This window comes from Mesorhizobium sp. NFR06 (assembly GCF_900115245.1).
In the GTDB taxonomy this organism is placed as follows: domain Bacteria; phylum Pseudomonadota; class Alphaproteobacteria; order Rhizobiales; family Rhizobiaceae; genus Mesorhizobium.
Genome location: NZ_FOVT01000002.1, coordinates 426,915 through 439,167, shown reverse-complemented (window position 1 = coordinate 439,167; position 12,253 = coordinate 426,915). Strand labels below are relative to the sequence as shown.

Sequence of the window (12,253 nt, the reverse complement as noted above, 5' to 3'; positions counted from 1 at the left end):
CGCGGAAACTAGCGATGCCCTGCCGGTTTTCAATGCCGCGTCTGGCCGCACCTTATCGCGTTATGGTCTGCAAAAGGAACACCCGCCCGGTTTTCCGGGCGGGCGCGATCAGTCTCGGTCAGGCGTCATTTCGCGGCCGGCGGAATGGTCAGCGTCGCGCCGAGCGGCAGGCGACGAGGCTTGTAGTCCTTGTTGGCTTCGGAGATGACCTTCCACTTGGTGGCATCGCCATAGGCTTGCTTGGCCAGGTCCCAATAAGTATCGCCGGCAGCGACGGTATGGCTGGTCTCGGCCGGCTTCGCTTGCGCCGGCGTTGGTTGCGCCGGCTTGGCCGGTTCGGCAGCGGGAGCTGGGGTCGGTGTTGCCGGAGTGGTCTGGGCAGGCTTTGCCGGTTCCGCTGCGGGTGCAGCCCCTGCCGGAACGGCTGGCGGCGAGCCGGCAATGTCGCTGGAACCGGAAGGCAAAGCCGGCATCGCCGGTTCGCTGCTTGCCGGCGCAGCCCCGGCCGACTTCGCCGCCTCCGCTGCCGGGGCCTGGGTTGTGGCGGCAGGAGCGGTCTGCGCCGGCTTGGCGGGCGTGGCCGCCGCCGTGGTTGCCGCGATCTCGGTGATGCGGCCATCAAGCTTCGGCGTGTAGGGCCGGTGCGCGCCGAGATAATCGGCCACCACCTGCTCCAGGCCGGGGCCGTAGTCGTAGGCGTCCGTGGCCTTGTCGGCGAAGACCTTGTAGCCGTCGCCGCCCTGGCGGACATAGTTGTTGGTGGCGACCAGGTATTGCTTGTCCGGGTCGAGCGGCACCCAGGCGCCGTTCTCCATCACCTCGACGGATTTGACGCGGCCGGCATTGGGCGCGACCGACTTGTCGAAGGAATATTTGAGGCCGGCAACCTGCGGGAAGCGGCCGGCGCCGTCCTCGATCTGGCTGAGGCCGCTTTCGAGGCCAGCAACCAGGTCCTTGCCCGAGATCTTGAAGGTCGCCAGCGTGTTCTGGAACGGCAGCACCGTCAGCACCTCGCCCATGGTCACCGTGCCCTGGTCGATCGAGGCGCGCAGGCCGCCGCCGTTCGAGATGGCGATTTCGACACCCTGGCCCTTGGTGCGGTCGAGGATGGCGTCGGAAACGAGATTGCCCATCTCGCATTCGCGGGCGCGGCAATTGTCGCGGCTGCCGTCGATTGCCTTGGTGGTTTCGGCAACCTCCTTGTTCTTCAGCGCCTCGATCGGCGCGCCGAGTTCCTTGATGCGAGCAAGAACGGCGGGATCGGGCGTGATCGACTTGTCGAGATGGATCGGGGCGCCGCTGGCCTCCTTGACGACGCCGTTGTCGTCGAACACGACCTTGAACTCGCCCAGATATTTCGAATAGGACGCGGCCTGCACCACCGGCACCTTGGAGCCGTCGGGGTTGTCGACCATCGTCGGATACGGTCCCTCGGCCTTCGGATCGGTGTTCGACAGAAGCGTGTGGCTGTGGCCGCCCACCACCACGTCGATACCCGGGATCTTGGCGATGACGTCGCGCTCGCGCCGGTAGCCGATATGAGTGACCGCGATGATCTTGTTGATGCCTTGCGCCTTGAGCTTCTCGACTTCCGCCGTGATCGACTTGACGTCGTCCGCGATGGCGATGTTCGGGCCGGGCGAGGCGAGTTCCGGCGTGTCGTTGGTGACGGCGCCGATGATGCCGATTTTCTGTCCGCCAACTTCGACGACGATCGACGGCTTGATCTTGCCCGCGGCGCCGGACTTGTCGTTGGGTAGGACATTAGCGCTGATGATCGGGAATTTCGCCTTGTCGAGGAAGGGAACCAGCGCGCTCTCGCCATCGTCGAATTCGTGATTGCCGAGCGTCACGGCGTCGGGTTTGATCTGGTTGAGGAATTCCTCTTCCACGGCGCCCTTGTAGGTGGTGTAGAACAGCGATCCCTGGAAGCTGTCGCCCGCATTTAGCAGCAGCACGTTCTGCCCTTCGAGCTTCTTGCGCTCCTGGCCGATCGCGGTGATCAAGCGGCCGGCGCCGCCGATGCATTCGCCCTTGGTTTCCTCGTCGGCGGAACAGGTCGACTCGTATTTGTTGTTGCCTTCGATGCGGCTGTGCCAATCGTTGAAATGCAGGATGTTCAGCGTGTAGTCGGCAAAAGATACGCCTGAGGACAAGCCAAGCGTCGAGGCGGACAGGGCTAGAATGGCGGCAATCTTCTTCATCGTCGTCTCCCGGATAAGCTGACTTCGCAGGTGCTTAACGCCCTCGCTCGACTGGAAAATAACAGTCAGCTTCCGGTCATGTTCACATCGGGTACCGGCCGATGCAAGCGGAAATAGGGAGATGTTTGCCGGCATAAAAAAGGGACGGCGGCTTGCGCCGCCATCCCTTTAATTCGAGCCGATTACCGCCGTTCAGGAGCGCCGCGTGAAGACGAAATTCTTCCCGGTCGCGTCCGTGCAGTTCAGCTGGTTGATAGATACCAGCAGGCAATTGGTGTGGATCGGCGTCTGGCGAATTAGCGAGGTACCGGTGATTTCTACCGAAGTGGCGCCGGTCATCGTGTAGGTGCCTTCCGCAAATTTCTCGCCGGTCTGGGCGGCAACCGTCGTGTATTTCCCACCACCAAACGTGGAAACGGCTTGACCCGTGGCGTCGATCCAGGAGCCCTCGACTCCTTTGGGCGCCCCCGCCATCGACGATTGATCGGAAGGGCCGGTGGTGGTGCAGGCGGCAGCGGCCAGAAGGCTTGCCGCGGCGCCTGCCGAAAGCAGTTTGCGCGCAATGGTCATTTTGGAAATCCTCTCCTCAGTCCGCCGATACTCAATCGCCCGATTTCCGGGCGATTGCAAGGCGCACAGACATGCGGGCCGAAGCGCTATCGGACCAGAATGTTGCGGAACTGCCACGGGTCGTCCTTGTCCAGATCCTCCGGGAAGAGGCCGGGGCGGTTATCCAGCGGCGTCCAGTCGGTGTAGTGGCCCCTGACCGGCCCCAGATAAGGCAACTGCACTTCGAGGCAACGCCGGTAGTCCATCTCGTCCGCCTCGACGATGCCGGCCACGGGGTTCTCCAGCGCCCAGACCATGCCGGCAAGCACCGCAGAGGTGACCTGCATGCCGGTGGCGTTCTGGTAGGGGGCGAGCTTGCGTGCCTCGGCCAGCGACAGCTGCGAGCCGTACCAATAGGCATTCTTGGCGTGGCCGTAGAGCAGCACGCCGAGCTCGTCGATGCCGTCGACCAGCTCGTTCTCATCGAGCACGTGATGGACCGGCTGAGGCTTGCCGGCGGCGCCGAACATCTCGTCCAGCGACAACAAGGCATCATTGCAGGGGTGATACGCGTAGTGGCAGGTCGGGCGGTATTGAACCTTGCCCTTCTTCGAGCGCACGGTGAAGAAATCGGCGATCGAGATCGACTCGTTGTGTGTCACCAGCAGGCCGTATTGCGCGCCCGACGTCGGGCACCAGCTGCGCACGCGCGTGTTGGCGCCGGGCTGCTCTAGATAGATAGCCGCCTTGGAGCCGTTCTTGTGCTTCTTGCCGTTCTTCGGCATCCAGTTCTCATGCGTGCCCCAGCCGAGCTCGGCCGGCTGCAAGCCTTCCGAGATGAAGCCCTCGACCGACCAGGTGTTCCAGAACACGTCTATCGGCTTCGGCTTCTTGGTGCGCTGAGTGTCCCGCTCGGCGATATGGATGCCCTTGACGCCGGCCTTTTTCATCAGCTTGGCCCAGGCCTCGCGATCTTCCTGCGCGGGCTCTGAAAACTCGAGACCAAGGTCGGTGGCGAGGTTGACCAGCGCCTTTTTGACGAACCACGAAACCATGCCGGGATTGGCGCCGCAGGTGGAGATCGCCGTAGGGCCGCCCGGCTTGTCGTGCTTTTCCTTGATCATCGCCTCGCGCAGCGCGTAGTTGGTGCGGCTGGCACTGTCGGCCTCGGCGTCGAAATAGAAGCCGAGCCACGGCTCGACGACGGTATCGATATAGAGCACGCCGAGCTTGCGGCACAATTTCATCAGGTCCACCGAGCCGGTGTCGACCGACAGGTTGACGCAAAAGCCCTGGCCGCCGCCATTGGTCAGAAGCGGCGTGAGCAGCTTCTTGTAATTCTTCTCGGTCACCGCTTCCTGGACGAAGGTAATGCCACGCTCGTCGAGCAGCTTGCGGTCGGTGTCGCGCGGGTCAACGACCGTCATGCGCGACTTGTCGAACTTGAAATGGCGTTCGATCAGCGGCAGCGTTCCCCGTCCGATCGAGCCGAAGCCGATCATCACGACAGGGCCGGTGATTTCACCGTAAACGGGCCAGTTTTCATTCGCCATTTTTTCGCACACTCCTTCAAACACGCACAAACCGGGCGGTTTTCGCCCGGCGGCCAAGCGCTACACCACAGATCATTGTCATAAACCAGCGAAAAGCGCCAACCGCCGCCAGGCCGGCCTGGCGGCGTGGTTAAGCCGATCTGGCGATGTCGTTCAGCAAGGCAACCAGCCGGTCGCGGTCGGCGGTCATGCCCTTGTAGTCGAGCTGTTCCCGGTCGAGGACCAGGAGCTGCTCCGCGAACGACGCCGCCAGCGCCGCCCGGTCGGGATGGCGCGCGAGCACCTTGAGCGGATCGAGGTGAATGCGGATGGTGAACAGGATGTCGCGCGAGGCCGGCAACTTGCGAAGCGTCTGGCGCTCGACGCGAATGAAGGCATGCGCGTTAACGTCGCCGTCCGGGAAGCGGCTCGGGCGATTCGTGGCTCGGTCGATGCGCTCGACGTTGGAAAGCGGATGATAGAGCGCATCGCCAGCCTGGATCGACCAGTTGAAGCGCTCGACCGCCTGTCCCTGCAGGCCGTCGAACATGCGATTGATAAGCTCGGCCGGCCGCGTGCCGGGTCCGAAGCCAGGCACCGGCTCGTGGATCTCCTGCAGCGGCCTGCCGAATTTTTCCTGAAGCGACCAGGACGAAGGAAAGCAGAGCGAGCCGGCCGCGAGCCGCCAGCCGCGCCCGTCGCGTCGCATCAGGATCAGGTCTTCCTGAACGAGCAGCGAAGCTTTTGCGAGCGGCGCCTCGCGCAGGGCGGGAGGCAGCCGGTCGATTGCCCCCTCGAAACCGACTGGCTCGGCGCCGTTCCGGCGATGCGTGCCGGGATGCGCGGCTTCGAGATGCGCGACGAGCAGGTCCAGCACCTCGCGTTGAGCTTCGCGGGTGCCGTCCTCCTCGACAAAGACCTTGTGCGGGATTTCCGTGTAAAGCCGTTGCTTTTCGGCAAGGTATGGCAGCAGGAATTCATCGACCTCGATCCAACGTTCGAATTCGAGCGGCTTCAGCCCGATGGTGAAGGGCTTCGAAGACCCGTCATAGGGCGTATGGGTCGGCTGTCGAATGGTCATGCGTTTCCTCAAAACAGAATAGGCCGACGGTTCCAAAGCGATTTGTATTACGCAATTCCGGACAAAAACCGCTGCGCACCTTTCCTGGAATTGCCGCGATGTCAGCCAAGCCGCGCCGGGATCAGCCCGCGCAGCGAGTTGCCGACGAAGATCGCCTTGGCCGCCTTCAGATCGTCGAAGCTGTAGATCGCTTCAACGGCGCGGCCTTCGTCCAGCAGCTCGCCGCGCAATATTCCAGGCAGCAGGCCGCAGTCGAGGCGGGGGGTGGCGAGCAGGCCGTCGCCGAAGTCGGCGAAGACGTTGGTGATCGTGCCCTCGCAGAGCTCGCCGCGCTCGTTGGCGAGCAGCACCTCGTCGGCGCGGGTGGCGAGATATTCCGCGCGCGCATGCTGGTAGGTCTCCCGCCGGTTTGTCTTGTGGCGCAACAGCATGTTGCCGGAATCGAGACGGATTCGCGCCAACTGCAAGCGCCAAACCTTGTCCGCCGGCAGCGGTTCGTAGGCTTGGGCTGCCGCCGCCGCTTCGCCATTGCTCTGCAAAGCAAGGCGCACGCGCAGGGCGAGCCCGCGTCCGCCGACGGCGCCGGAAAGCGCCTGCCCGATCCGCTCGGGATCGCAGGCGAAGCCCAGTTCGGCGGCTGACGCATAAAGCCTCGCAAGGTGGCGCTCGAGGCGCAGGAAGCCTGATCCCGGCTCCCAGCGCATGGTCTCGATCAGCTCGAAGCCGGCACCGTTCCCGTTGCGAAGCGCGCTTTCAACAGACACTCCCGATACTCCTCCTCGGCAGTCGAATCGAAAACGACGCCGCCGCCGACATTGTAGACGGCCTCGCCGTCGGCAAAGAGCGAGATGGTGCGGATCGCCACCGAAAACCGCATCCTGCCGCCCGGCGCGATCCAGCCGATGGCCCCGCAATAGACGTCGCGCGGTGCGTCTTCCAGCTCGTGCAGGATCTCCATGGCGCGGATTTTCGGCGCGCCGGTGATCGAGCCGCAGGGGAAGAGCGCGGCGAAGATCCGACGGATACCGATGTCGGGCAGAAGCCTTGCCCGCACGCGGCTCACCATCTGGTGCACGGTTGGATAAGTCTCGATGCGAAACAGCTCGGGCACGTCCAGCGTGCCGACCTCGCTGATCAGCGAGATGTCGTTGCGCAGCAGGTCGACGATCATCCGGTTCTCGGCCTGGTTCTTCTCGTCGTTGCGCAGGAAAGCCTTGAGCCGCTCGTCTTCGGCCTTGGTCGCGCCGCGCGGCGCGGTGCCCTTCATCGGGTGCGTCTCGATCATGCCGTCGGCATCGACCTCGAAGAACAATTCGGGCGAGCGCGACAACACGATCGGATCGCCGAGCGAGACCAGCGCACCGTATTTCACCGGCTGGCGTTCGGTCAGCGCGTCGAACGCGGCGAGCGGATCGCCGGACCATTGCGCACGGACCGGGAAGGTGAGGTTGCCCTGGTAGCAATCGCCCTTGCGGATGTGGTTGTGAAGGCGCGCGAAACGACGGGCATAGTCCTCGGCGGACCATGTTGCCCTTGCATCGAAGATCGGTCCGTTGCTGGCGGACGACGGCACCTGCGGCACCGTTTGTTCGACCGGCGCATCGAAGGCGCCAATGCAGATCAGCGGCGCGCGCCGACCTTCGGGCAGCAGCGGCACCAGTTTCGGCTCAAGCAGGTAGCCGGCTTCGTAGGAGAAGTAGCCGGCCAGCCATTTGCCCGAGTCCGAGGCGGCCTGCGCCCTCGCAAGCGCGGGCAGGAATTCATCCGCCTCATGCGCGACGAACACCTCATGCGGCCGGTCGAAGACCAGCTGACGGGCGGTCGCGTCGTTGCGGAAAATGGCTGCGGGCAGGGACATGAGCCTCGGATGCGGACAATTAAGTCCACCGCTCTATATGGGGGCTCGGCGAGGCGCAATCGAGGGAGCGGCGTCTGGCGGCGCAAAGCTGGTTGTGCCCAAAACCTAAGACGGCGCCCGCGAGGACGCCGCCTTTTCCGCCAACAAGTTGGTTGCTCAGGTGTTGCTTGCGGTTCCCGCGGTCGGGAAGCGGCGAGCGAATTCCGCCTCATCGCCGGCGGCCAGCAATTTCGCCTGCTCGATCCATTTTTCACGCGCGACGCGGCCGTCGAAATTGAGCACCTCCTCGATGCGCTTGACGTCGGCGGCGGTCCAGGCGGCGATCTGCGCGTAGCTGGTGACGCCCTGGCCTTTGAGCAGTTTTTCATTGACCGGGCCGATGCCGATGAGGCGGCGCAGATTGTCGGCCTTGCCGGTCGCGACCCGCGGTGCGGAGGCCTTCTTTGCCGCGGGCGCTGCCGCTTTCTTGGGGGCGGCGGCCTTGGCTACCGGCTTCGAAGCTGCCGCGGTCTTCGTTGCGGCCGGCTTCTTTGCAGGGGCCGACTTCGCGGACGCGGCCTTGGCCGTCGCCGATTTCGCCGCCGGCGTCGACATCGCTGTCGCCGGCGCCGGCGTGGCCGCCTTGTCGGCGCCAGCCTTGGCCGCCGGCGCGTCACGCAGGCGGCTTTCGAGATCGGCGCGGGCACGGCCGCAGGCATCGAGCTCGCCCTTCAACCGATCGCCATCGGCGCGCAACTTGTCGCGCTCGCTTCGCGAGCGATCGAGGTCGCCACGCAGGCTGTCGAGCTCAGCGCGCAGGCGGCCCCAGATGAACCAGCCAACCAGGATACCCACAACGAACGCCAGAAGCATGTAGAAGAAAGTGCTCATTCCCCTCTCCAGTCCGATCTGCCGGCCGAGGCCCGTAAAGGCGAGCTTGCCGCAGCGATCGTCAAAGGTTCCGTGTCGGCGGAACCGCCGGCTTCAAACGAGCCATCGGCGTTCGGCCTTTTCCGGTCCGACGGCCATCATCGCATTCGCCGCAGCGCCGCGTTCAGCCATCTCTGGCCTGCGCGATGCGTCCGGCTGAGCTTGAGGCCGGACGCTATCACATGGCTTGTCGAAAGCTAGTTGAAAAATGCGCCGGAGAGTTATTCAAGAACAGGTATTTAGAGCAAGAATAGATACTTGCTAACATGCATTCCGGCTAAACTATTGAGGCCGATGCGTGCTCGCTAATCGCCTTCATTTGTCGAGCGCTTCCAACTCATCGATCAGCGAACCGATCACGCCAAGGCCGATCTGCCAGAAAGCGGGATCGGTGGCGTCGAGGCCGAAGGGAGCCAGAAGTTCGGAGTGATGTTTCGTGCCGCCGGCGCGAAGCATCTCGAAATACTTCTCCTGAAACCCGCGCTCGGCATTCTGGTAGACGGCGTAGAGCGAGTTCACCAGGCAGTCGCCGAAGGCATAGGCGTAGACGTAGAAAGGCGAGTGGATGAAGTGCGGGATATAGGTCCAGAAGACTTCGTAGCCCTCGCGCAGCTTGATCGCCGGCCCCAGGCTCTCGGCCTGCACCTCAAGCCAGAATTCGCCGAGCCTGTCCGAAGTCAGCTCGCCGTTCTTGCGCTCGGCATGCACCTTGCGCTCGAACTCGTAGAAAGCGATCTGGCGCACGACCGTGTTGATCATGTCCTCGACCTTCTGTGCCAGCATGGCCTTGCGCTCGCGCTTGTCGCTGGTCTGCTCGAGCAGCGAGCGGAAGGTCAGCATCTCGCCGAAGACGGAGGCGGTTTCGGCCAGCGTCAGCGGCGTCGAGGCCATCAGCGCCCCCTGGCCGGCGGCCAGCACCTGGTGCACGCCATGGCCGAGCTCATGCGCCAGCGTCATCACATCGCGCGGCTTGCCCATGTAATTGAGCAGCACGTAAGGATGTGCCGACGGTACCGTGGGATGAGCGAAGGCGCCGGGCGATTTGCCCGGCCGCACCGGCGCGTCGATCCATCTGCGATCGAAAAAGCCGCGCGCGATTTCTGCCATGTCCGGCGAGAAGCGCTGATAGGCGGAGAGCACGGTGTCCCTGGCGTCATCCCAGCGGATCACCGCTTGCGGCGTCTCCGGCAGCGGGGCGTTGCGGTCCCAGTGGTTCATCACCTCCATGCCGAGCCAGCGCGCCTTCATTGCGTAGTAGCGGTGCGACAGCCGCGGATAGGCCTCGCGCACCGCCGCCGCCAGCGCGTCGACCACGTCGCGCTCGACGCGGTTGGCGAGGTGGCGCGAGTCGGCAATATCCTGGAAGCCGCGCCAGCGGTCGGAGATTTCCTTGTCCTTGGCCAGCGTGTTGGTGATGAGCGTGAAGGTGCGCAGGTTCTTGCGGAAGGTCGCGGCGAGCGCTTCGGAGGCGCGGCGGCGCGTTTCGCCGTTGGCGTCCTGCAGACGGTTGAGCGCCGGCTCAAGCGTCAGCTCCTCGCCGTCGACGTCGAAGCGCAGATCGGTCATCGTCTCGTCGAACAGACGGTTCCAGGCGCCGCGCCCGGTGACCGACTTTTCGTGGAACAATTGTTCGACGCGGTCCTCGAGCTGGTAGGGTTTGTCCTTCCTGAGATCCAGCACCCACGGCCGGTAGTGGCCGAAGGCCTTGTCGGCGGCAAGCGCGCTTTCGATCGCCGCATCGTCGATCAGGTTGAGTTCGAGCGCGAAGAACAGAAGATGCGCGCTCGCATCGGTCATCTTTTCCTGGACGTCGCCATAGAGCTTGGCGCGCTGCGGATCGGCGGTGTTGCCGGCATAGACGAGGCCGGCGTACGAGACGATGCGGCCGATCAATTCCTCAAGCGCCTCATAGGCTTTCAGCGCCTCGCCCAACCGGCCAGCGCCGCCGCGCCCGGCTTCCGCGGCCAGAGTGCCTTTCCAGCGGGTTTCGAAGGCGACGGCGTCGCTGGCCGCCTTGGCGATGTCGCGCTTCAACTCGGGCGCTTCCATGCCGGAATAGAGATCGGCGAGATTCCACTCCGGCAGATCGCCAAGCTCGGCCGCGCCCTGTCCGGACGCCGTCGCTGCAGGCCGCTGACCAAACATCATGCGCATCGGCAATACCTTCTTTGAATCAGAGGCCAAATCTGAGGGAAAAAAGAAGCCGGTCAAATCCTAAGGAATTCGTTCACCGGGTTTTTTGAAACCTTATTTAGAACCCTGTGCCAAGATGATCCATGGGGAATTCCGAGGCGGGCAGCCAAAATAGTCATGACAGGTTCCATACTCATAGTCGATGACGATCCGGTGCAGCGCAGGCTGGTTGAGGCCGCGTTGACCAAGTTCGGCCACACCGCCATCGTCACGGATAGCGGTGACGCCGGCCTCGCCGTGCTCGATGGGCCAAATGCCCGAGACGTCTCCGTCGTCATCCTCGACCTTGTCATGCCCGGCCTCGACGGCATCGGCGTGCTGAAGGCGATGCGCGAGCGCGCCATCAACATCCCCGTCATCGTGCAAACCGCGCAAGGCGGTATCGAAACCGTCGTTTCGGCGATGCGGCACGGCGCGTTCGACTTCGTCGTCAAGCCCGCATCGCCCGACAGGCTGCAGACCGCGATCTCCAACGCGCTCAAGGTGGAAGCGGTCGAGGATGAGATGAAACGGGTGTCGCGGCGACGCAGCGGCGGCCACCTTACCTTCAAGGACATGATCACCCGCAGCCAGGCAATGGACCGGGTGATACGCCTCGGGCAGAAGGCGGCGGCCTCCAACATCCCGATCCTGATCGAGGGCGAGTCCGGTGTCGGCAAGGAACTGGTGGCGCGCGCCATCCAGGGCAGCGGCGATCGGCGCTCCAAGCCGTTCGTTACCGTCAACTGCGGCGCCATCCCGGACAATCTCGTCGAATCGATCCTGTTCGGTCACGAGAAGGGCTCCTTCACCGGAGCCACCGACAAGCACACCGGCAAATTCGTCGAGGCGAACTCCGGCACCCTGTTCCTCGACGAGATCGGCGACCTGCCGCTCGACGTCCAGGTCAAGCTGCTGCGCGCCGTGCAGGAGGGCGAGGTCGATCCGGTTGGCGGCCGCTCGACCGTCAAGGTCGATATCCGGCTTATCTCGGCCACGCACCGCAACCTCCTGCAGCAGGTCAAGGACGGTAAGTTCCGCGAGGACCTATTCTACCGGCTCAACGTATACCCGATCTTCGTGCCGCCTTTGCGCGACCGCCGCGACGATATTCCGTACCTGGTCCGGCATTTCATGGAAAAGGTCGCTCCGACCGATCCGCGCCGCCGTCTTGCCGGTATATCGGCGTCGGCGCTTGCGATGCTGCAGGCCTATGACTGGCCGGGCAACATCCGCCAGCTGGAGAACGCGGTTTTCCGGGCTTCGGTGCTGGCCGAGGGCGATGTGCTCACCGAGGAGGAATTCCCCCAGATCCGGGCGCAGGTGGAAGGCACCGTAAATCTCGAAACGGACCCTCCATCCGCGGTGGCCGAAACGGCCGTGGACGCGTTCGCCCAAGTCGACGAGCCCGCTGCTGAGGCAACGGGGTCCGCCTTGTCCGACAGCGCGACGCCGGCCATGCTGCGGCCGCGTTTCGGAACGCTTCGGGCGCTCGACGAGCGCGGCAATGTGCGGGCGCTGGCCGACGTCGAACTCGAGATGATCAAGCTCGCGATCGACCACTATAACGGCCAGATGAGCGAGGTCGCCCGCCGGCTGGGCATCGGCCGCTCGACGCTCTACCGCAAGTTGAAGGAATATGGCATTGATCCTGAAGCTGGCCGCGTCGACCGGCTTGCCTCGTGACTAGCAAGCCCCAAACCAGCTTGCTCGCTTAAAATCCGAGTCAAATTGTCGCTTTTGACGTGAAAACCCAAGGTTTTCAGCGGTTACGGTTGCCCAGGATCACGCATTAACGCTAACGGTAACAGATCGTGTTCTGGCCGAGACCGGATTCATGATCTAAACCAGCAGTTTACCACGAAATGTTGTGCATCATTTTTGACGGGATATCGCCACGGTGTTACCGCATTTCGACTTCAATAAACGATGATTAACCATTAGGATC

General features: G+C 63.6%; 9 protein-coding genes. 1 reads left to right on the top strand and 8 read right to left on the bottom strand.

The genetic code is table 11. From position 1 onward, the window contains the following. Window positions 1-125 precede the first annotated feature (125 nt). The 8 genes from F3H96_RS06280 to F3H96_RS06245 all read right to left on the bottom strand — a co-directional run bounded on the left by F3H96_RS06280 (window position 126) and on the right by F3H96_RS06245 (window position 10,287). Window positions 126-2,204 (bottom strand): bifunctional UDP-sugar hydrolase/5'-nucleotidase, encoded by a 2,079-nt coding sequence (locus tag F3H96_RS06280; protein WP_149791057.1) that lies wholly within the window; start codon window positions 2,202-2,204, stop codon window positions 126-128. A gap of 192 nt (window positions 2,205-2,396) precedes the next feature. Next, window positions 2,397-2,774, bottom strand: a complete 378-nt coding sequence (locus F3H96_RS06275) for a hypothetical protein (protein ID WP_149791056.1) — start codon at window positions 2,772-2,774, stop codon at window positions 2,397-2,399. Between the two features lie 86 nt (window positions 2,775-2,860). Then, the gene (locus F3H96_RS06270; RefSeq protein WP_149791055.1) at window positions 2,861-4,306 is read right to left on the bottom strand and encodes a homospermidine synthase; all 1,446 of its coding nucleotides are present in this window, start codon (window positions 4,304-4,306) and stop codon (window positions 2,861-2,863) included. Between the two features lie 130 nt (window positions 4,307-4,436). Beyond that, window positions 4,437-5,366, bottom strand: a complete 930-nt coding sequence (locus F3H96_RS06265; protein ID WP_149791054.1) for a DUF3445 domain-containing protein — start codon at window positions 5,364-5,366, stop codon at window positions 4,437-4,439. A gap of 101 nt (window positions 5,367-5,467) precedes the next feature. Further along, on the bottom strand, window positions 5,468-6,130 hold the full coding sequence (locus F3H96_RS06260; RefSeq protein WP_149791053.1) for an aminotransferase class IV family protein: 663 nt from the start codon (window positions 6,128-6,130) through the stop codon (window positions 5,468-5,470). After that, window positions 6,079-7,224: an aminodeoxychorismate synthase component I gene (locus tag F3H96_RS06255; protein WP_149791052.1), complete on the bottom strand. Its 1,146-nt coding sequence runs from the start codon at window positions 7,222-7,224 to the stop codon at window positions 6,079-6,081. The genes F3H96_RS06260 and F3H96_RS06255 overlap by 52 nt, the downstream gene beginning before the upstream one ends. Window positions 7,225-7,380: 156 nt before the next feature. Continuing rightward, window positions 7,381-8,094 (bottom strand): proton-conducting membrane transporter, encoded by a 714-nt coding sequence (locus F3H96_RS06250; RefSeq protein WP_149791051.1) that lies wholly within the window; start codon window positions 8,092-8,094, stop codon window positions 7,381-7,383. Between the two features lie 354 nt (window positions 8,095-8,448). Beyond that, the gene (locus F3H96_RS06245; protein WP_188131302.1) at window positions 8,449-10,287 is read right to left on the bottom strand and encodes a M3 family oligoendopeptidase; all 1,839 of its coding nucleotides are present in this window, start codon (window positions 10,285-10,287) and stop codon (window positions 8,449-8,451) included. A 156-nt stretch (window positions 10,288-10,443) separates the two neighbouring features. Between F3H96_RS06245 and F3H96_RS06240 the strand changes: the two genes are divergently transcribed. Continuing rightward, window positions 10,444-11,991, top strand: a complete 1,548-nt coding sequence (locus F3H96_RS06240; RefSeq protein WP_149791050.1) for a sigma-54 dependent transcriptional regulator — start codon at window positions 10,444-10,446, stop codon at window positions 11,989-11,991. Window positions 11,992-12,253 lie beyond the last annotated feature (262 nt).